The organism is Halalkalicoccus paucihalophilus (assembly GCF_001593955.1).
In the GTDB taxonomy this organism is placed as follows: domain Archaea; phylum Halobacteriota; class Halobacteria; order Halobacteriales; family Halalkalicoccaceae; genus Halalkalicoccus; species Halalkalicoccus paucihalophilus.
Genome location: NZ_LTAZ01000004.1, coordinates 629,122 through 648,912, shown reverse-complemented (window position 1 = coordinate 648,912; position 19,791 = coordinate 629,122). Strand labels below are relative to the sequence as shown.

At 65.5% G+C, this 19,791-nt stretch carries 17 protein-coding genes; 14 read left to right on the top strand and 3 right to left on the bottom strand.

Going from position 1 to position 19,791, the window contains the following annotated elements:
• Positions 1-73 precede the first annotated feature (73 nt).
• From HAPAU_RS08510 to HAPAU_RS08460, 11 genes are all read left to right on the top strand, one after another.
• A complete protein-coding gene (locus HAPAU_RS08510) occupies positions 74-685 on the top strand; it encodes a YIP1 family protein (RefSeq protein WP_066381567.1) in 612 nt (203 codons plus the stop codon).
• Positions 686-755: 70 nt separating this feature from the next.
• Complete coding sequence (locus tag HAPAU_RS08505; RefSeq protein ID WP_066381565.1) at positions 756-2,786, top strand: DHH family phosphoesterase; 2,031 nt, start codon at positions 756-758, stop codon at positions 2,784-2,786.
• 45 nt (positions 2,787-2,831) lie between these two features.
• Entirely contained in the window at positions 2,832-4,487 is a 1,656-nt protein-coding gene (locus tag HAPAU_RS08500) for a tRNA uridine(34) 5-carboxymethylaminomethyl modification radical SAM/GNAT enzyme Elp3 (protein ID WP_066381563.1), read from the top strand.
• Between the two features lie 409 nt (positions 4,488-4,896).
• Positions 4,897-5,598: a DUF4013 domain-containing protein gene (locus HAPAU_RS08495; RefSeq protein ID WP_066381561.1), complete on the top strand. Its 702-nt coding sequence runs from the start codon at positions 4,897-4,899 to the stop codon at positions 5,596-5,598.
• Positions 5,599-5,632: 34 nt separating this feature from the next.
• A complete protein-coding gene (locus HAPAU_RS08490) occupies positions 5,633-6,148 on the top strand; it encodes an HVO_2922 family protein (RefSeq protein WP_066381559.1) in 516 nt (171 codons plus the stop codon).
• 42 nt (positions 6,149-6,190) lie between these two features.
• The gene (locus HAPAU_RS08485; RefSeq protein WP_066381557.1) at positions 6,191-6,664 is read left to right on the top strand and encodes an SHOCT domain-containing protein; all 474 of its coding nucleotides are present in this window, start codon (positions 6,191-6,193) and stop codon (positions 6,662-6,664) included.
• Positions 6,665-6,712: 48 nt separating this feature from the next.
• Positions 6,713-8,797: a ribosome rescue protein RqcH gene (gene rqcH, locus HAPAU_RS08480; RefSeq protein ID WP_066381552.1), complete on the top strand. Its 2,085-nt coding sequence runs from the start codon at positions 6,713-6,715 to the stop codon at positions 8,795-8,797.
• A gap of 37 nt (positions 8,798-8,834) precedes the next feature.
• On the top strand, positions 8,835-9,743 hold the full coding sequence (locus HAPAU_RS08475) for a DUF4013 domain-containing protein (RefSeq protein ID WP_066381551.1): 909 nt from the start codon (positions 8,835-8,837) through the stop codon (positions 9,741-9,743).
• The gene (locus HAPAU_RS08470; protein WP_066381550.1) at positions 9,740-10,375 is read left to right on the top strand and encodes a DUF4013 domain-containing protein; all 636 of its coding nucleotides are present in this window, start codon (positions 9,740-9,742) and stop codon (positions 10,373-10,375) included. Before HAPAU_RS08475 ends, HAPAU_RS08470 begins: the two co-directional genes overlap by 4 nt.
• A 42-nt stretch (positions 10,376-10,417) precedes the next feature.
• Entirely contained in the window at positions 10,418-11,485 is a 1,068-nt protein-coding gene (locus HAPAU_RS08465) for an mRNA surveillance protein pelota (RefSeq protein WP_066381549.1), read from the top strand.
• A gap of 46 nt (positions 11,486-11,531) precedes the next feature.
• Positions 11,532-11,903: a 2Fe-2S iron-sulfur cluster-binding protein gene (locus tag HAPAU_RS08460; RefSeq protein ID WP_066381548.1), complete on the top strand. Its 372-nt coding sequence runs from the start codon at positions 11,532-11,534 to the stop codon at positions 11,901-11,903.
• 8 nt (positions 11,904-11,911) lie between these two features.
• Here the strand turns inward: HAPAU_RS08460 and HAPAU_RS08455 are convergent, their stop codons facing one another.
• Complete coding sequence (locus HAPAU_RS08455) at positions 11,912-12,646, bottom strand: MBL fold metallo-hydrolase (RefSeq protein ID WP_066381546.1); 735 nt, start codon at positions 12,644-12,646, stop codon at positions 11,912-11,914.
• Positions 12,647-12,752: 106 nt separating this feature from the next.
• On the opposite strand from HAPAU_RS08455, the gene HAPAU_RS08450 reads away from it, so the two are divergent.
• Positions 12,753-15,482 (top strand): ATP-dependent helicase, encoded by a 2,730-nt coding sequence (locus tag HAPAU_RS08450; RefSeq protein WP_066381977.1) that lies wholly within the window; start codon positions 12,753-12,755, stop codon positions 15,480-15,482.
• A gap of 27 nt (positions 15,483-15,509) precedes the next feature.
• Here HAPAU_RS08450 and HAPAU_RS08445 read toward each other — a convergent pair whose 3' ends face one another.
• Positions 15,510-18,263: an AAA domain-containing protein gene (locus HAPAU_RS08445; protein WP_066381544.1), complete on the bottom strand. Its 2,754-nt coding sequence runs from the start codon at positions 18,261-18,263 to the stop codon at positions 15,510-15,512.
• A 37-nt stretch (positions 18,264-18,300) separates the two neighbouring features.
• A complete protein-coding gene (locus tag HAPAU_RS08440) occupies positions 18,301-18,738 on the bottom strand; it encodes an NUDIX hydrolase (RefSeq protein ID WP_066381542.1) in 438 nt (145 codons plus the stop codon).
• A 99-nt stretch (positions 18,739-18,837) separates the two neighbouring features.
• On the opposite strand from HAPAU_RS08440, the gene HAPAU_RS08435 reads away from it, so the two are divergent.
• Together HAPAU_RS08435 and HAPAU_RS08430 are read left to right on the top strand one after the other, a co-directional pair.
• Complete coding sequence (locus HAPAU_RS08435) at positions 18,838-19,386, top strand: hypothetical protein (RefSeq protein ID WP_066381540.1); 549 nt, start codon at positions 18,838-18,840, stop codon at positions 19,384-19,386.
• 29 nt (positions 19,387-19,415) lie between these two features.
• Positions 19,416-19,784: a nuclear transport factor 2 family protein gene (locus HAPAU_RS08430; RefSeq protein ID WP_066381538.1), complete on the top strand. Its 369-nt coding sequence runs from the start codon at positions 19,416-19,418 to the stop codon at positions 19,782-19,784.
• The last annotated feature ends 7 nt before the right edge of the window (positions 19,785-19,791 follow it).

Sequence of the window (19,791 nt, the reverse complement as noted above, 5' to 3'; positions counted from 1 at the left end):
TCGGTCGAAGCCGAGGAGTCCTCCGAGGCGCGATGTCGCAACAGACATACCCTGCGTAGCGTCTAGTCGGGACGTGACACAGTGGGTAGAGAACCCGACCGGCGGGCGCGAACGCGGGCCCCGTGGGATCGCTCGCGCGTGGGTCGAGGTGCTCCTGCGCCCCCGACGGTTCTATCGGGTCGGGATCGCTCCGGGGGATCAAGCGCCAGGCCTCGTTTTCGCCGTGTGTGTGGTGACGGCCGCCTCCCTGCTTCGACTGGCCCTCGCGGGCGAGACGGTCGTCGGGTCGCCCTATCCGACGCTCGGGAATCAGCGCCTCCTCTCGGTCGCGCTCGTCTTCTCGGTGATCGCCGCACTCGTCGCTCCGCTCGTCTTGCATCTCACCGCGGCGCTTCAGACGTTCTTGTTGCTCCCGTTCGCCCCCGATCGGGCCGGGGTCAGCGAGACCGTACAGGTGATCGGCTACGCGACAGCACCCTGCGTTCTGGTCGGGGTTCCGATACCCGCCGTTCAGGCGCTCGCCACCGGATACGGGGCCGTCCTGTTCGTGATCGGTATCCACGAGATCCACTCGGTATCGCTCCCGTGGGCGACGGCACTCTGTGCGCTGCCGGCGGCGGCGGTGTTCGGGGTCGGATTCGGCGGGTTCGAGGCGATAGAGGCGTTACTTTCGACGGTGAGGTGAGGGGATCCGAACGGCCGGCTGAGCGACGTTTCGACAACCGTTTTAGTGCGGGACCACTCTGGCCTTCTAAATGGGTCAATGTATCATCTGCGGCACCTCGGTCGACGGGGTCGTCTGTCGTTCACACCAAGAGGACGTCGCCTTCCGATTCACGGGGAGCCGTCCGGACCAGCTCACCGCCGGTCGGTTTTACGAAGGGACCGTCGACGGGTTCGCCGATTTCGGCGTCTTCGTCGATATCGGCGACTCGGTCACCGGCTTGCTGCACCGAAGCGAACTCGACCGGCGTCTCGAGAGCCTCGACTGGGACGAGGGCGACACCGTCTACGTCCAGGTCACGGGCGTTCAGGACAACGGTAACATCGACCTCTCGTGGTCGATCCGGCAGTCGTCTCGGGAGTTCCGCGGCGAGGCCATCGACAGTCCGGAAGGGGACTATCTCCCCGGCAAAGAGGAGGAACCGGCTCCCGAGCATGAACCCGAACCCCGATCGGAACCCGAACCTGAACCCGAATCCCGCGACGACGGGGGGTCCGAACTGTCGACCAACGGCGGCACCGCGACCGTCGAATCCGAGTCAGCCACCCCCGAACCGATCGAGACGGGGCCGCCCGCACGGGTGACGGTCGAGGCCCTCGAGGAATCGATCGGCGAGCGCGTCAGTATCGAAGGGCGAGTCGTCGATATCCGCCAGACCGGCGGGCCGACGATCTTCGAGGTCCGCGACGAGTCCGGCGTCGCCGAATGCGCGGCGTTCAAGGAGGCCGGCGTCCGCGCGTATCCCGACATCGAGGGTGGAGATCTGATTCGATTGACCGGCGAGGTCGAGCGCCGTCGCGGCGGCATACAGGTCGAAACGGAGTCGCTGAAACCGCTCGCGGAGGCCGACGCCGACGCCGTCGTCACTCGACTCGACGACGCGCTCGAAGCCGAGGCCCATCCCGGCGAGGTCGAACCCCTCGCCGAGGACCCGGCGCTCGCCGGTCTCACCGACGCGATCGCCGACGCCGCCGGCGAGATCCGCCGGGCCGTCATCGAGTCCCGCCCGATCGTGCTCCGCCACACCGCGACCGCCGACGGCTATGTCGCCGGGGTGGCCATCGAGCGGGCCGTTCTCCCGCTGATTCGAGAACAACACGACCGCGACGACGCCCAGTATCACTACTTCGACCGCCAGCCCTTGGAGGGCGAGGACTACGATATGGGCGGCGCGACCAGCGACGTCACCCGGATGCTCGACAACCACGAGCGCCACGACGAGAAGCTCCCGCTGGTGGTGCTCGTCGACACCGGTAGTACCGCCGAATCACGCGACGGGATCGAGCTACTCGACGTCTACGACGTCTCCCGGCTCGTCATCGACGCCGATTCGGGCTTCGAGACGGCCGACCTCGTTGAGGGTGTCGTTCCCGACGAGGATTCAGTCACGACCACCGTTCTCGCTGCAAACGTCGCCTGTGGCGTCAACGACGTGCGCGAGGAGATCTCCCACCTGCCCGCGGTCAGCTACTGGGAGGAGGCCCCCGAGGCGTACACCGACCTCGCACGCGAGGCGGGCTACGACACCGATACCACCCGCGAGCTCCGGGAAGCCGTCGCGCTCGAGGCGTACTACCAGTCCTACGAGGACAAGCGCGAACTCATCGCCGATCTGCTCTTTGCCGGCGACGAGGAGGTACGGAGCCTCGCCTCGCACGTCAGCGAGCAGTTCCGTGCGAAGCTCGACGACGAACTCGATGCGGTGCGCCCGCACGTCGCGATCCGCGAGGAGAGTGACGTGACCGTCGCCGTCCTCGATACGGACGCCTTCACCCACCGCTTCGACTTCCCGCCGACGGCACTGTTGCTTGACGCGCTGTTCCGGGATCTGCGCGCCGAGTACGAGCGACTGGTCGTCGTCGGCCTCGACGAGGCCGACCTCCAGATCCGAAGCACCGAGGCGTTCGACGTCCGCGAATTCGGCAAGCGGGTCACAGAACGCGTGCCCGAGGGCGGCGTGCTCACCGCCGGCGTTCGTCGCGGTCGACTCTCCTTCTTGATCGGCGAGCGCGAGGCGGTCCGCGAGGCGGCCATCGAGGAAGCCGCCTCGCTCGCCGCGTAGGCCGATATCCTTATTCCGCAGAACCTCGGAGGATCCGACAACCGAATGAGTACCGACGCCGAACCAGCGGAATCCGAAGCGTTCGAGCGGACCTGCGAGGAGTTGGCACGGCGCGTTCTCGCCGGCGAAATAGAGCGCGAGGACGTCGAATCCGCCAAGCTCGAGGTCTGTTCGGAGTTCTCCTCGCCGAAGGTGCCGACCAACAGCGACATCCTCGCGAAAGCACCCGACGACCGCCGGGAGGAGGCCGAAGCAGTGCTTCGCAGGAAGCCCGTTCGCACGGCTTCGGGCGTCTCGCCCGTGGCGATCATGACCTCGCCACACATGTGTCCCCACGGGAAGTGTCTCTACTGTCCGGGCGGGCCCGCAAGCGAGTTCGACAGCGCCCAGAGCTACACCGGTCACGAGCCGGCGGCCGCCCGCGGGGTTCAGAACGATTACGACCCCTACGGGCAGGTCACGCTCCGGCTCGCCCAACTCAGAGAGATCGGCCATCCGGTCGACAAGGTCGAACTGATCCTGATGGGCGGGACCATGACCGCCCGTTCTCATGACTATCAGGAGCACTTCGTCAAGCGCGCTCTCGAAGCGATGAACGACTTCGACCGCGAGGACCCACCCGAGCCCGCTGAGGGCGAGAGCTTCGCTCAGAGCCACGAGGAATACGAGTTTTCGTACCTGGAGGACGTGATCGCCGAAAACGAGACGAACAGTGTGAGAAACATCGGGACGACCTTCGAGACCAAACCCGACTGGTGTGATCCCGAACAGATCGACCGGATGCTTCGGCTCGGGGGAACGAAGGTCGAGGTCGGCGTCCAGACCACCTACGAGCGGATCAATCGGGAAATGCACCGTGGTCACGGGGCACAGGCCAGCATCGACGCCAACCGTCGACTGCGCGACGCGGCGTTCAAAGTCGGTTTTCACATGATGCCCGGCCAGCCCGGCATGAGCCTCGACATGTGCCGGGAGGACTTCCGCCAACTGTTTTCGGACCCGAACTGGCGGCCCGACTACCTCAAGATCTATCCCAACCTCGTCGTCCGGGGCACCCGCACCTACGACCAGTGGCGCCGCGGGGAGTTCGAACCCCTGACCAACGAGCAGGCCGCCGAACTCGTCGCGGAGATCAAATCGATGTTGCCCAAATACGTCCGGCTTCAGCGCGTCCAACGGGACATCCCCGCGGACTTCATCGACGCGGGCGTCTGGAAGTCGAACCTCCGGCAACTGGCCCGAAAGCGCATGAGAGACCACGGCTGGACGTGTGACTGCATCCGTTGTCGGGAGGTCGGGATGAACGACGAGGAACCCGAGTCAGTCGAACTCGACGTCATGGAGTACGAGGCGGCGGGCGGAGTCGAGAAGTTCATCAGCTTCGAAGATCCCGAAAAGGACCTTCTCATAGGATTTTGCCGGCTGCGGTTCCCGGGTGAGACGGTCCGTCGAGAACTCGATAACGCCGCGTTGATCCGCGAACTCCACGTCTACGGCAACGAACTCGGCGTCGGGACGGCCAGCGACGCCGACTGGCAGCACAAGGGGTACGGCCGCCGCCTGATGGAAACCGCCGAGGACCTCGCACGCGAGGCGGGCTTCGGGAAGCTAAGCGTCATCTCGGGGATCGGCGCGCGCGAGTACTACCGAACCAAACTCGGCTATCATCAGGACGGTCCGTACGTCTCAAAGCGGTTATAGCGTTTTTAGTGCACTCACTGAGAGAATCTCAGTGGTGTCCAGCGGGACCATCGTCCCGCGTGACAGATCTTTGCGATCGGAGCGAGCAAAAGTGCGACCGGCCCGTACGTCTCGAAGCGGCTGTGAGCGGTTTTTGATTGGATTCAGCGTCGAAATCGGACCGCCGCGACCGGGAAACCGGCGAACGTTGACCGACATTTCGAAGACGGGGAATTTCGAGATGTCGATATATCCGATAAGATGGTCTAAACGTGCAAATTTTAGAGGGTCTCTTACGCAAATGTTTAAGCTCTCGCGGAGCGACTATTGGGTACTGAGCACTCACGTTGTGAGCGATCAGCAAGAGGGATACGATGAACATCACGAATACCAGTGTAGCGTATAGCGATTCGAACGAGGGGAAGGGCCGATGATCTCGGAGGCGATCAGGTATCTCAACGAGAGTGACGACGCCGTCACGACCGTGCTCCTTGGCGGGGTTATGACGCTCTTTGCGTTCTTGCTCGTTCCGCTGTTCGCGGTCGCGGGCTACCTCGTACGGGTACTGGATAGAACCGCGAGAGGAGACGACGAACCGCCGGTCTTCGACGAGTGGGGCGAGCTGATTGTCGACGGGCTGAAGGCGAGCGCCATCGCGTTCGTCTACGCGCTCGTACCCACGGTCGTCCTGCTCGCGTTCCTCGTGAGCGGCGGCCTGCTCGGGGCGAGCGGCAGCGACGTGCTGGGCGCGATCGGCGGCATCGGGGTCTTCGTGGGCCTGTTGGTTTGGCTCGCGCTGACCCTGCTGGTCGCCTACGCCGTGCCCGCCGCGATGGCGAACTTCGCCGAGACCCGCCACATCGGTGCGGGTTTCGAACCCGCGACCATGCGACGGGTGCTCGTCGACAGGACCTACGCCACCGGCTGGTTGACCGCCTTCGCGATCATCGTCGTCGGCGGGGTGGTTTCGAGCCTGCTCAACGTGGTTCCGATTCTCGGATTCATCGCGAGCGCGTTCGTGGGATTCTACACCGCCGTGGCGGCCTACTACGTTATCGGCCACACCTGGGGCGAGATCCAGCACGCACCGATGAAAGAACAGCCCGCGGTCCGCGGTCAGGTCGAGATCTGATCGCCTTTTTATACGCATCCGCCGTATTTCAGTCATGGAAGAGGAGACCCTTTTCGAGTTCGCAGCCGAACGGAGCCGCGGCGAGATCGCCGCCTATCTTCGGGCGCTCGCCGCACAACTGGACGGCGACGGTTCCGTGACCGTCCGCGACGGCGAGTACACCGTCGCCGTGACGCCGTCCGAGCGCGCCGTATTCGACGTGGAGGTCGAACGCGAGTCCGGGGACGAGGGGAGCGAACTGGGGATCGAACTCGAGATGGAGTGGAACGAAAGCAAGGAGGCGAGCGCCGAGCGGATCGAGCCGCCGGAACCCGACGTCGGAATACAGTTCGCGCCTGACACAGAGGATCGTCCCGAACCGAGTCAGGGACGCTTCGAGGTCTATCGGGACAGGGCGGGCGAGTGGCGCTGGCGGTTGGTGCACCGAAACGGCAACATCATCGCCGATGGCGGCGAGGGCTATTCGAGCAAGCAAAACGCGATCAAGGGGCTCCGAAGCGTCCAGCACAACGCTCCCGGCGCGAGGATCGAGGAGCTCGACTGGGAGTAGGGAAGACAGAACAGTTTTGTTCGACGGTAAGAGATCCGATGTATGGCAGCGGACACACCTGAAAAACGGCTCCGCGAGAACGCGGTGTCGGTCGCGAGCATGCTCGTCGTCGGTGTGGGGCTCCTCTCCCTGTTTACCGGAACCGGCCCGTTCTGGCTCGTCTTTCTGCTCGGCTTTCTGATTTTCGTCCCGTTGGTCGCGTTGCTCTTCGGCAACGAAAAGGAGCGTGCGGAGTGGTGGGACGGTATGTGGGGCGAGACCGACTGGGAGGATTGGGGCGACTGGTGGGACTGGTCCGACGATTCCGAGGGGAAACCCCTGAAACGTTCCGAGCCCGAATCGACTGTAGAGCCGACGTCGAACCGCGACGCCCTCGAGACGCTCCGCTATCGGTACGCACGGGGCGACCTCACCGACGAGCAGTTCGAGCGCAAACTCGAACGACTGCTCGAAACCGACACCTTGGAGAACGTCGAGGACCGCCGGCGGGCACGCGAACGACTCTATGAGCGGTAGTCCGGCCCGAACGACAACGCCTTTTCCCCGCGGCCTGCGAGTATCGCCATGGACCAGAAACGGGAGCTGACCAGCATCGATCTGGCGGCGCTGGTCGGCGAACTGAACGAGTACGAGGGAGCGAAGGTCGACAAGGCCTACCTCTACGGGGAGGACTTCCTCCGCCTGAAACTGCGGGATTTCGATCGCGGTCGGGTCGAGTTGCTGATCGAGGTCGGCGACGTGAAACGCGCCCACGTCGCCGTTCCCGAACACGTCCCCGATGCGCCGGGCCGCCCGCCCGATTTCGCGAAGATGCTTCGAAACCGGCTGTCGGGCGCGGACTTCGCGGGGGTCTCCCAGTACGAGTTCGACCGCATCCTCTCCTTCGAGTTCGAACGCGAGGATCAGAACACGACGCTCATCGCCGAGCTGTTCGGAGAGGGAAACGTCGCGGCCTGCGACGAGACGCGCCACGTCATCGACTCGCTCGAAACGGTGCGACTGAAATCCCGCACCGTCGCGCCCGGCTCGCGCTATCAGTTCCCCGATTCGCGGGTCAACCCGCTCGAGGTGACCGAAGAGCAGTTCTCGGCGCTCATGGCCGAATCGGACACCGACCTCGTGCGGACGCTCGCGACCCAGCTCAACCTCGGGGGACTCTATGCGGAAGAGGTCTGTTCGCGTGCTGGTGTCGAGAAAACTATCGAAATCGAGGACGCCAACGAGGAGGAGTTCGACCGGCTTTACGACGCCCTCTCGCGGCTCGCCGCGGAGGTCACCGAGAAACGGTTCGATCCCCGGATCTACCGGGACGAAGACGGGCTCGTCGACGTGACACCCATCGCGCTGAAGGAACACGCCGCCCTCGAGAGCGAGTCGTACGAACGGTTCAACGAGGCGCTCGACGACTACTTCTTCGAACTGGATACGAGCGAGGACGAAGAAACCGATACGAGCCCCGAGTTCGACGAGGAAATCGAACGGAAGAAGCGGATCATCGACCAGCAGGAGGGGGCCATCGAGGGGTTCGAACAACAAGCGGCCGAGGAGCGCGAGCGCGCCGAACTCGTCTACGCGAACTACGGAACCGTCGACGAGGTCCTGACGACGGTCCGGAACGCGCTGGAGGAGGGGCGAAGCTGGGAGGAGATCGAGGCGACGTTCGAGCAGGGGAAAGAACAGGGGATCGACGCCGCGGAACGCGTTTCGGGCTTCGACCCCGAGAACGGCATGATGAGCGTCGACCTCGACGAGGCGACCGTCTCGCTCGAAGTCCGCTCGGGCGTCGAGAAGAACGCCGATCGCCTGTATACCGAGGCCAAACGGATCGAGGAGAAGAAGGCGGGCGCCGAGGAGGCCATCGCCGAGACCCGCGAGGAACTCGACGCGCTCCGGGAGCGAAAGCGCCAGTGGGAAGAGGGCGACGCCGAAGACGACGAAGACGAGGAACCCGAAAACGTCGACTGGCTTGCGAGAGCCTCGATTCCCGTCCGAAAGAGCGAGGAGTGGTACGAGGACTTTCGCTGGTTCCACACGAGCGACGATTTCCTCGTGATCGGCGGTCGGAACGCCGACCAGAACGAGGACCTCGTCAAGAAGTATCTCGACCGGGGCGACCTGTTCTTTCACACGCAGGCCCACGGCGGCCCCGTCACGGTCCTGAAGGCGACGGGACCGAGCGAGCCCGCAAAGGACGTGGAGTTTCCCGAGTCGTCGATCCACGAGGCCGCCCAGTTCGCGGTTTCCTATTCCTCCGTCTGGAAGGAGGGTCGCTTCGCCGACGACGCCTACTCCGTCGATCCGGATCAGGTCTCGAAGACGCCCGAGAGCGGCGAGTACATCGAGAAGGGCGGGTTCGTGATCCGCGGCGACCGGACCTACCACCGCGATACCGAGGTCGGCATCGCCGTCGGGATCACCTGTGAACCGACCACGCGGGTGATCGGCGGGCCGCCCTCCGCGATCGTCCCACGGGCCGAGACGGCGATCGAGGTCGAACCCGGACGGTACGCACAGAACGACATGGCGAAGATGCTCTACCGGGAGTTCCGCGAACGATTCAACGACACGGCGTTCGTCCGGAAGGTCGCGAGCCCCGATCTGATCCAGGAGTTCCTCCCCGCCGGGGGGAGCCGAATAGTCGAGGAATGACCGCGATTTATATCGGATCGTCGACCATAGCCGGACGATGCTAGGCGACGCGATCGAGTACCCCGCTCGTGGCGAGGACGCGCTCACGACGATCCTCGTCGGTGGGCTGTTGCCGGTGCTTTCGGCGATGATCGGGTTCGCGGGCCTCGCCCTCTCGGTCGTCCTCGTCGGCCTCGCGCTCCTCCCGCTCGCGTTGCTCCCGGGACTCGCGTTGTTCGGCTACTACGTCGCCGTTCTCAGAGGAGTGACCGCTGGCGGGCCTGATCCGCCGCGCTTTCGCGACTGGAAACGTCTGCTCACGGACGGCGTCTGGTTCGTCGCCGTCAGCGTCGCCTACGCGGTGCCGTTCGTCCTCCTCTCGGGGGCCTTTCTCGCCGTCCTCGCCGCGAGCGAGTCGGCCGTTGGGAATCCCGTCGCCGAGGCGGTCGCAGCCGTCGGCGCGGCCCTGACCGCCCTGCTCGCGGCGTGCTCGTTGCTCGCCTACACCTACCTCCAGCCCCTCGCGCTCGCGAACCTCGCTCGTGAGGGGGGGCTGCGAGCCGCGTTCGACCTCGATACGATCCGAAAAGCGGGCATCTCGAGGTCGTATGCCGCCGCGTGGCTGCTCGGGGTACTGGTCTGGATCGTCGGCGGCGCGCTCCAAGGGACGCTGTGGATCCTCGTCGTCGGCCCGTTCGTCGGTTTTTACGCCGACGTCGCCCGGTACTACCTCTACGGTCGGGGGCTTCGGCGGGCGCTTTCGAACTCGAGTACCGACGGGCGGACACACCCCGAGGGGCGCGAACGAACGGATCCGGCTCCCGCGGTCGATCAGTTGGCGGACCCCTTCAAGAGAGCGACGATCCCCCGGATCGAGACTCCGGACGAGTTCGCGACCCGAACCGGAAAGCGCGATCACGAGCGGGGCTGGCCCGACTGGGAGTCGGAAGCCGACGAGCGCCGATGAGCGAACGCCTCGCGTTTCTCCGGGGCGAGAACGCCGAGGAGGCGCTGCTGGTCGGCTGGATCTGCCTGCTGGCTCACTCCCTCTTCCTCCCGTGGCTCTCGCTCGTGCCCGCCGTCGGCTACCTCGTCGCGGTCGCGCGAGCGGTGATCGACCGCGAGTCCGACCTACCCGCCGTCGAGTTTCGCACCCTGCTGGTGGCCGGACCGGTCGCGAGCGTGATCGGTCTCGGTTACGGGTTGGTCCCGCTCGCCGTCGGCGTGATCACGGTCTCGCTCGCGACCGGGACGACGGTCGATCCGACCGGCGGGACGGGCCCCCTCTTTCTGGTCGGATCGACGATGACGCTGTTCGTCCTGCTGGCGGCACTGTATACCGTCCCGGTCGCGCTGTGTGGCTACGCCCGCGGTGGAGTCGGTAGCGCGCTACCCGATAGCTCCTTCGTGCGGATCATGGGCCGGGCGGCCTACTTCGTCGGCTGGACGAGCGCGCTGGTCGTCCTCGCGGCCGGTGCGCTCGCCGGAAGCGTTGTCGGGGCCGTTCCCCTGATCGGCCCGCTTCTCGGGCCGCTCGTCTGGTGGGTCGTCGCGCTCGCGGCGACCCGGCGGCTCGCGGCCGGCTACCGGGAGGCGTAGGCGCTTCGGGAGGACTATGGCTCGCGAGCGCCGACTCCGGGTATGCAGATAAAGAGCCAACAACGGGTCGAGGGCGGCAAGGAGCGTCTCACGCTCGTTCCCGAACACCTCGACGACCTCTGGCATCTCACCTACGTCCTCGAACCCGGCGACCTCGTTTCGGCCGACACCACCCGCCGGATCCAGCGAAACGACGACCAGATGCGCGACACCGGTGGCGAGCGCGAACCCATGCGTGTGACGATCGCCGTCGAGGACGTCGAGTTCCACAAGTTCGCGAACCGCCTCAGAGTGGGTGGCGAGATTACGTGGGCCTCCCGCGAGGATCAGTTGGGACATCACCACACCCTGAACATCGAGGAACACGACGAACTCGAGGTCGAGAAGGTGCTGAAGGCCGACCAGCGCGAACGGTTGGAGGAGGCCGAAGAATCGACGGAGAACCCCGACGTGGCGATCGTCACCGTCGAGGAGGGCGAGGCCCACATCCACACCGTCGCCCAGTACGGCACCGAGGAACGAGCCACGTTCACGGGCCCCAGCGGCAAAGGCGAGTTCGCCCGAGCACGATCGGAACTCTTCTCACAGGTCGCCGACGCCCTCTCACGAATGGACACGGATGCGATCATCCTCGCCGGGCCGGGATTCACCAAACAGGACGCCTACGACTACATCGAGGAGAACACGCAGGACGTCGCCGAGTTGATCACGATGGTTGATACCTCCGGGGTCGGGGATCGCGGCGTCCACGAGGTGCTCAAACGCGGGGCAGTCGAGGACGTGCAGGCCGAGACGCGCATCGCCCGCGAGGCGGAGTTGATCGACGAGCTGACTCGGCGGATGGCCGAGGGCGCGAAAGCCGCCTACGGGATCGAGGCCGTCGAGGAAGCCGCGGAGTTCGGGGCGATCGAGACGCTTCTCATCACCGACGAGCGCCTGCGCGAGGAGCGAGCCGGTTCGGGCGACTGGGACATGGACGTCAACGACCTGATCACGACGGCCGAGCAGAAGGGCGGCGATGTGGTGGTGTTTTCGAGCGAGTTCGATCCCGCTCAGCAGTTGGGTAATCTGGGCGGCGTGGCGGCGCTGCTCAGGTATCGACTCCAGTAATCGTGGTTTCGCGCCACTTTTCGTGCTTCGGACCCGAGCACGGGTGATGGGTGAGACGACGTACAGCGTCGAGATCGTCGTTCCGGAGGACGCCGACTCCGAGCAAGCCGGCGAGACCGTCGAGGTTCGAGTGAACGAGGACGACTACGTGCTCGCGGCCGCCCGCAGCCAGGACGTGTGGCTGGCCGCCGACTGCCGGCAGGGTTGGTGTACGACCTGTGCGGCCGAACTACTGGAAGGCGAGGTCGACCAGTCGGACGCCAAACGCTATTTCGAGAGCGACGAGGAGGCTGACATGATCCTGCCGTGTACCGCGAAACCCCGTTCGGACCTCAAAATCCGGGCCTTCCAGTACGAGGAGATGCTCGAACACCGCGCGGAGAACGACAACCCGCCGGGCGACTCGAAGTTGAACTGAGTTAGCGATCAGCTGATCGTCACACTGAGGCCGTCCTCGGCGAAGCGCACCTCGCCGTCGTAGGCCTCGGCGATCGAGTCGAGCATCCCCTCGTGGCGACCGTCCGTGTGGGGATAGAGGTGGGTCAGGTACACCCGGCCGACCTCGTGGCCCGAAAGGGCCTCGCCCAGCTGCGAGGGGGTGGGATGGCCCGAGACGTCGGTCTCGTCGGGAAACGAACAGTCGTGAGCGAGCACCGCGGAGCCCTCGGCGAAGTTCGCAAGCCCCTCGAAGGCGTCGCTGTCGGCGCTGAACGCGAAGCGGTCGTCGAACCGGTAGGCCAGACAGTACATCGAGTGGCGCGTCTCGTAGCCCTCGACGGAAAACCCCCCGATCTCGAACTCGTAAGGGCCGATCTCGCGGACCGCGAGGTCAAGGCGATCCTGCATGTACTCGTGAACGTCGAGCAGGCCGTCGACGAGCGATTTCGTTCCCCGCGGCCCGACGATTTCGAGGTGTTTCTCGCCCGCGAGCCAGCGGGCTTTCATCAGGGGGAGGAGGTCCGCGACGTGATCGAGGTGGTGGTGGGTCAGCAGCACCGAGGAGACGCCCTCGTAGCCGACACTTGTTCGGGCGAGTCCGTGGAGGGCGCCGCTGCCACAGTCGACCAGCAGCGTTCTGCCCTCGTCTTCGAGCAGCAGGCCGGTCTGAAAGCGCTCGCCCGTGGGCATCGCGCTGCCGGTACCGAGGAAGGTGATGCGCATACCGAGGGCGGGTGCGCCAGCGACGAAACGCCTTCGGTCGCCCGTCGTGATTCACTTTCGGTGCGGTAGCCCAACGCACTTGATGGCTCGCCCCCAACTGCGGGCGATGGGAGTACGCGAGCGCCTCGCCGCTCGGAACGTCGACGTCGATAGGGTGGGCGACGCTGACGTTCTGGAGTCGTTCTCGCCGGTCGTCCAGGGGTGGTGGATCGACCGCTTCGGCGAGTACGTGCCCGAAAACGGTGGCGTGTTCACCCCGCCACAGCGTGAGGCGATCCCGCTGGTGCGGGAGGGAGAAAACGCCTTGATCTGTGCGCCGACGGGTTCCGGCAAGACGCTCGCTTCCTTCAGCGCCGTCATCGACGACCTGATCGAACGGGATCGTGAGGACGATCTGGAGAACTCCGTGTACTGTCTGTACGTCTCGCCCCTGAAGTCGCTCGCGAACGACATCCACCGCAACCTCGACGTGCCGCTCTCCGAGATCACGGATCGGCTCGCCGAGCGCGGCGAGGACTGCGAGGTGCGCCACGCGATCCGCCACGGCGACACGCCAGACAGCGAACGCCGAAGGATGCTGGATGAGACGCCCCACATTCTCAATACGACCCCTGAAACGCTCGCGATCCTGCTCAACTCCCCGAAGTTCAAGGAGAAGCTCTCGACAGTAGAATACGTCATCGTCGACGAGATCCACTCGCTTGCGGCGAACAAGCGCGGTACCCACCTCTCGGTGAGCCTCGAACGCGTCGAGGAGATCGCCGAGCGCTCGCCCACGCGGATCGGCTGTTCGGCGACCGTCGAGCCGCTCGAGGCGATCGCGGAGTTCCTGGTCGGGTGTGAGAACAGCTCTCCGAGGGAGTACGAGATCGTCGATACCCGGTTCGTCCGGGAGTTCGACCTCGAACTCGCCTGCCCGACCGACGACCTGATCAACACGCCCCGCGAGGTGGTCCAAAACCGGTTTTACGAGGGGCTTCACGACCTCATCGGCGATCACGAGAATACCCTCGTGTTCACGAACACGCGCTCGGGGGCCGAACGCGTCCTCCAGAACCTCCGCGAGCGCTTCGGGTACGACGAGAGCGATTCGGGCTGTCACCACGGCAGCCTCTCGAAGGAGTCGCGCCAGTCGGTCGAGGAGGGGCTGAAGGGCGGCGAACTCGACGTGGTGACGACCTCGACGAGTCTGGAACTCGGGATCGACATGCCCCACGTTGACCTCGTGGTTCAAGTGGGATCGCCCAAGTCGGTCGCCTCGTTGCTCCAGCGCGTGGGGCGGGCGGGCCACCGTCTCGGCCAGACGGTGACGGGTCGAGTGATCGCGCTGGACCGCGACGAACTGATCGAGTGTGCGGTGATGCTCGCAAAGGCCGAGTCAGGCTTCGTCGACCGGGTCTTCGTCCCAGAGAAGGCGATGGACGTTGCCACCCAGCACGTCTACGGAATGGCGATCAACGGGATGCGGCCCGAACGCGAGATCCGCGCGACCCTCGAACGCGCCTACCCCTACCGGGACGTTTCCGACCGGGACTGGGAGTCGCTGATGGCCTATCTCACCGCCGACTACGAGGGCATGGAGGAGAAGAACGTCTACGCGAAGGTCTGGCGCGATACGAACGACCCGCCCGAGGGCGAGCACCACTACGAGGAGTACCCAGTAGGGACCCCTCTGATCGGCAAACGGGGGCGACTCGCGCGGGTCATCTACATGACCAACATCGGGACGATCCCCGACTCCTTTACCTGCAGCGTCTTCACCCGCGGCGAGAACGAGCGCGTCGGCGACCTCGACGAGAACTACCTCGACACGCTCGACCCGGGCGACGTGTTCGTCATCGGCGGCCGACACTTCGAGTTCCGCTATCGGAGAGGGTCGAAGGTCTACGTCGACCACACGAGCGCCCGCCCGACCGTTCCGACGTGGTTCTCCGAGCGCCTCCCCCTTTCGTACGATCTCGGTCGGGAGATACTGGCGTTCAAACGCGACCTCCTCGAACGCCACGAATCCGGAGGTCCGCCCGCAGTCCGGCGGTGGCTCCGGGAGTTCCCGATCGACGACGACAGCACCCGGGCGCTGGCGCGGATGTTCGACGAGCAGATCCGGTATCTCGGGACGGCAAGCGTTAGCACCGACTCCCGATTGGCCATCGAGGAGGAACGCGACCGCACCGAGTACAAGCGCCGCTACTACGTCCGTTCGGGATACGGACGACGGTTCAACGAGGGGTTTTCGCGCCTGCTCGCGTATCGCTGTGCTCAGGAAGCCAACGCGAACGTCACCGTCGCGGTCGCGGACAACGGCTTCACGCTCGCGATGCCGCTCAATCGGAAAATCGATCTCGCCGGGATAATCAAGGGGACCGACCCCGACGGGGTCCGGGAAACTCTGCGGGCGGCCCTCGAGGGAACGGATCTCCTCCAGCGATACTTCCGGATCAACGCCACCCGGTCGCTGATGATCCTGAAGCGCTACAAGGGCTACGAGAAGAGCGCGAGCGAACAGCAGGTCGCAAGCGAGATGTTACTTGGCTTCGCCCACGATCTGGAGGACTTTGCGGTCTTAGAGGAGACCTACCGCGAGATCCTAGAAGATAAACTCGCCGTCGGGGCGGTGGCGGACGTCCTTCGGGAGGTTCGATCGGGGGAGATCGCCCTCTCGATCGACCGCGTGGACTCGCCCTCGCCGCTGTCGTTCGGCCTGGCAACGCTCTCGGCCAGCGACGTGGTCCTCGCCGAGGACGAGAGTGCGGTCCTCAAAGAGTTCCACGAGCGCGTCCTCGAATCCATCGGCAAGGGTGAGCGCGCCGGGAGCGTACCGCCCATCGAGGACTAAACCGCAGGGGGCCGGACGAGAAACCGGCTATGGGTCGGTCGCCCAGTCGACCACGCTCGCATAGAGGGGGTCGACTTCGAGCGCCGCCCGCGTACCGACCAGCACCAGCGACTTCTTCGCCCGCGTGAGCGCGACGTTCAACCGGCGGTAGTCGTCGAAGATCGGTCCCTCCAGATCGGCGGGCGTGGTGGCGACGAAGGAGACCAGGATCACTTCTTTGCTCGACCCCTGGAACCGGTCGACTGTATCGACCGCGACGCCGTCGCGAATCGCTCGGGAGACCGTCGCGACCTGCGCGCGAAACGGCGCGATGACGCCGATATCTCCGGGGGCGACACCCGCCTCGACGAACCGCTCGACCAGCTCCGCGATCCGCGCGGCTTCCTCACCGTCGGTATGGGCCGCGTCGTCGCCCGCACAGTCGACGAATACGACGGAATCGCGCAGCTTCTCCGGGAGCGCATCGCCGGAGATTCCTTCGAGATCCCCGATCCGCTGGGCGGCGACGGTCCCCGTGGCAGGTCTGAGTTTCCCGTCGTAGAACTCCCGTGAGGAGAAGGCCTGAATCCGCTGGGCCATCCGGTACTGGCGTTCGAGCATGACGCCCGCATCGGGGTGCTCGTCGATCAGGCGCTCGAACAGCGACCGCGAGAGGTCTGCGACGGTGTCGTCCTCGCTCGCCTCGTCCTCGGACTGGACGACCGGCGGGAGCTGGTGGTGGTCGCCGACCAGTACGAATCGTTTCGCTCTGTTGATCGCCGCGAGCGTCGCGGGCTCGGTCAGTTGGGAGGCCTCGTCGACCAGCGCCACGTCGAAGGACTGCTCGCGCATAACCCGCGAGCCACAACTGGAGGTCGTCGAGGCGACTACGGGGGCCTCCCGGAGGGTACGCGCGAGCTCCTCGGGATCGCCCCGACTGTCCAGCCGGTAGGGCTGCATGTCCTCGCGTACGCCGTGTTCGGTGCCGACGCGGACGAAATCCGTAAAGCCCTGATCGGAAAGCGCCTCCAGGGCGTTGTCGACGGCCCGATTGGTGAACGCCGACAGGAGGACGCGCTCGCCGCGCTCTACCAGCGCGCGGATCGCTCGGGCGATGGTGTAGGTCTTGCCCGTTCCCGGCGGCCCGTGGATCAGTGCGAAGTCCTCGGCCGCGATGGCTCTGGAAACCGCCTCGTTCTGTGCGGCGTTGTTCGGAATGAACTCCTCGTCGACCGTCTCGAACTCGGGACTCGCGTCGCCGAACAGCAGCTCCTTCCGGCGCTGTTCACCTTTTAACAGGGCGTCGTGAAGCGCCGTGAGCATCCCGCTCGCGCTCATGTCGGAGGGGTACACGTCGAGGCGTTTCAGGGCGACTGGCTCGTCGGTGCTCACGACGATGTCTCGCGGGCTTTGCCCGCTCGACTTTTCCGCGGAACGTGGTTCCGCGCCCAACCGCTCCACCCGAGCTAGTTCGGCGTGTCCGTTGATCGGGTCGCCGTCGCTTGCCAGCGCCACGTCGCCCTCGCGGATCTTCGAGACCGCCCCGTCGTACCGGGCGCGGAGCTCCCAGCGCCCGTCCTCGCGGAGTTCCTCGCCTGCGGGTTCCAAACCGATCAGTGCCCGATCGTCCTCGGCCCGCTCTCGTGCACTTTGCTCCCAGAGTTTGGCGTACTCGCGGTGGGCCGCCCGGCGCTCGCGTTCGATGGCGCGATACGTTCGGTCGAAGTACTCCCGTTCGCGTTCGGGGAGCGCGCTCCCTATCTGTCCCGCCTTCGATTCCTGATCGAGTCGTCCAGAGACGACCATGCAGGTGTCCCGTTCGAAGCAGTACTCGCATTTCGCGTTCGACTCGTAGCCCGTGGGCACCCCCGAATCGAACTCCATCGCCGCGATCTCGTTTCGGGTGCGCACGACGAACTCCAGCAAGCCCCGCCCGATCGAGAACTCCTTTGCGGGCGAGAGGTCGCCGGCCTCCTCGGTGCGGTCGAGCGCGGTGTTCTTCGTATAGAGCAGGGTGCCGGTGTCGGGCGCACCGCCGTCCGTTTCCAACTCGTCACTGACGCCGCCCTGTTCTTCCAGCAGAAGGGCATAACAGGCCGCCTGGATCTTGTCGGGGAATCGCGGCTCCCGATTGGTGTTCTTGCCCGTCTTGAGCTCGACCGGCATCCCCCGGCGAAGGGCGTCAGCCCGGCCCTTGATCCCGAACCGCTCGCTGATCAGGGTGTACTCGCTTCGCCACGAGTCCTCGGCGTTCAGGGTCCCCTGCGAGAGCCATCCGTCGATCGCGCGGGCGTTCTGTCGGACGTCCTCTCGCACTGCCTCGGGGTCGCGATCCAACAGTCCGAGCTCCAATCCCGCCTCCTCGACACGGTCGTCGATCGCCGCCTCGAAATCGGCCCCTCGGAGGAGGTCGCCGAAGACCTCGTGGACGATCGTCCCCTTCACCACGGGGTAGTTCAGGGGAACACCGGAAAGCTTGTTGAGGTAGTACATCCGGGGACACTGAACCCACGAGCGGACGTCGGTGACGTTCACCAGAAAGCCCGGCTCGACGATCACGTACGACTCGCGGGTGGTCGCAAATCCACGCTCGCCCTGCCATTCGGTCTCCTCGGCGTCGGTGACGACCAGTTCCATGCCCGACTGGAGGTACTCGACGGTCTCAGCCCACTTGCCCCAGAGCGTGACCGAGAACTCGCCGTCGGCAGTTCGAATCAGCGGTTCTGCGAGGTCGCGTTCGCCGTGGCGGGTGCTGACGGTTCGGGTCTCGCCGGGCGAAACGACCGTGCCGCGTAGCTGCACGGTCGAATCACGCTCGTGGAGCGAAAAACGCTGTCGGTTACCCCTGGACGAGCGGGACGTACGTGTCCATCCCGGCGGCCAACCGGTCCGAAAGCGGGAGGGGCTGCCAGAACAACTCGTAGACGAGCCCCGAATCTTCGCCGTCGCCGTCTACCTCGTGGGCCCACTCGTCGCGCGTCTCGGAGACGGGAAAGTGAAAGAAGTGTCGCGCGACGCGCTTGCCGTCCGCCCGCCGGTATCGGTCCGAAGCGAGATGGTAGACGGGGCGGTCGTGATCCAGTCCGGCCTCTTCCCGGAGTTCGCGTCTGACCGCTCGGTCGGGTGTCTCGTCCGGCTCGATTCCGCCTTTTGGGACCTGCACGCCGGCGTCGGGGTCCGCACGCTCGCGAAAGACGAGGAGTTGTCGGCCATCGCCGTTGGCTCTCGTCACGTACGCGTAAGCCTTCTGGCTGTAATCCGCCCCCGGGCCGTACATATCGCCCCCCTATTCGGGGCAGTGTATAAACTGTTTCGGCCGTGTCATTTACCCGCACGGGACCGACACGTTCTTTCGGACCGCGCGAGAAGGATACGCATGCGGATCCGCGAGTGGCAGGAGATCCTGCGTGACGTAATCGAGTCGGGAGCGGAGCCGGACGGCTGGCGGGCGGTCGCCGGGGACCGCTCGCAGGGACTGGGCGAGGACCTCTATCTCGGCCATCCCGGTGTCGGCGTCTATCACCTGAAGACCTACGCGAAGAACCCTTTTTCCGTTCGCGGCGTCGGCACGCAGGTCGCACGCAACCTCGACGACGAGATCGGGTCGTATCTCCCCGAGGACGACGACAGCCGCTTTGCCGTCCGGTCGGCCCCCGACGGCGAGGACGCCGCAAAGGAGCAAGCCACCCGGTTGGAGGAAACGATCAAGGCCCACGCCGACGCGCCGACAACGCCCGACGCGCTGTTCGAGGACGTGATGGACGCCGTCGAGAGCCCCGCGTTCGGTCCGATGGAGTACGATTCCTACGGCCGGCCTGAGAACCTCGACCGGCTCGCGGAGGGGTTCGAGGAGGCAGAAGAGCTGTTGAACGCCGAACTCGACGACCTGATCGGCGAGGACGACGTCGACCGGGGCTTCCAGTAGGTTAAGGGTTCACGGACTAACGACGATGTATGAGCGCCGAGGAGACCATCGAGGAGTACTACGACGCACTGCGCTCGAACGATCCGCTCGTCCCGTATTTCGCCGAGGGTGACGGACTCGTGAAAGTCGGCATTTCCGAGCGTCTCGTCGGCTTCGAGCGGGTCGCCGAGGGACTGCGCGAACAGACCGAGACCACGACCGACTGGGTCGTCGAGAGTCGCGACCTGCGCGTCAGCGAGCGCGAGTCGGTCGCGTGGTTCGGAGACGCGGTGCGGATGGCGTGGACCACGGAGGAGGGCGAACGCCACGACTTCGAGACGCGCTGGAGCGGAACCCTCGAACGGGACGGGAAGTGGCGGTTCGTCGGGATGCACGTCAGCGTACCCCGGGACCTCTGATGGTCGG

What these genes read in the sequence shown, in the direction of transcription:
- HAPAU_RS08450 (WP_066381977.1), top strand. Translation starts at nt 12,753, where the DNA reads ATGGGAGTACGCGAGCGCCTCGCCGCTCGGAACGTCGACGTCGATAGG.
- HAPAU_RS08455 (WP_066381546.1), bottom strand. Translation starts at nt 12,646, where the DNA reads ATGCGCATCACCTTCCTCGGTACCGGCAGCGCGATGCCCACGGGCGAG.
- HAPAU_RS08460 (WP_066381548.1), top strand. Translation starts at nt 11,532, where the DNA reads ATGGGTGAGACGACGTACAGCGTCGAGATCGTCGTTCCGGAGGACGCC.
- HAPAU_RS08485 (WP_066381557.1), top strand. Translation starts at nt 6,191, where the DNA reads ATGGCAGCGGACACACCTGAAAAACGGCTCCGCGAGAACGCGGTGTCG.
- HAPAU_RS08430 (WP_066381538.1), top strand. Translation starts at nt 19,416, where the DNA reads ATGAGCGCCGAGGAGACCATCGAGGAGTACTACGACGCACTGCGCTCG.
- HAPAU_RS08435 (WP_066381540.1), top strand. Translation starts at nt 18,838, where the DNA reads ATGCGGATCCGCGAGTGGCAGGAGATCCTGCGTGACGTAATCGAGTCG.
- HAPAU_RS08440 (WP_066381542.1), bottom strand. Translation starts at nt 18,738, where the DNA reads ATGTACGGCCCGGGGGCGGATTACAGCCAGAAGGCTTACGCGTACGTG.
- HAPAU_RS08465 (WP_066381549.1), top strand. Translation starts at nt 10,418, where the DNA reads ATGCAGATAAAGAGCCAACAACGGGTCGAGGGCGGCAAGGAGCGTCTC.
- HAPAU_RS08475 (WP_066381551.1), top strand. Translation starts at nt 8,835, where the DNA reads ATGCTAGGCGACGCGATCGAGTACCCCGCTCGTGGCGAGGACGCGCTC.
- HAPAU_RS08490 (WP_066381559.1), top strand. Translation starts at nt 5,633, where the DNA reads ATGGAAGAGGAGACCCTTTTCGAGTTCGCAGCCGAACGGAGCCGCGGC.
- HAPAU_RS08500 (WP_066381563.1), top strand. Translation starts at nt 2,832, where the DNA reads ATGAGTACCGACGCCGAACCAGCGGAATCCGAAGCGTTCGAGCGGACC.
- HAPAU_RS08470 (WP_066381550.1), top strand. Translation starts at nt 9,740, where the DNA reads ATGAGCGAACGCCTCGCGTTTCTCCGGGGCGAGAACGCCGAGGAGGCG.
- HAPAU_RS08495 (WP_066381561.1), top strand. Translation starts at nt 4,897, where the DNA reads ATGATCTCGGAGGCGATCAGGTATCTCAACGAGAGTGACGACGCCGTC.
- HAPAU_RS08505 (WP_066381565.1), top strand. Translation starts at nt 756, where the DNA reads ATGGGTCAATGTATCATCTGCGGCACCTCGGTCGACGGGGTCGTCTGT.
- rqcH (WP_066381552.1), top strand. Translation starts at nt 6,713, where the DNA reads ATGGACCAGAAACGGGAGCTGACCAGCATCGATCTGGCGGCGCTGGTC.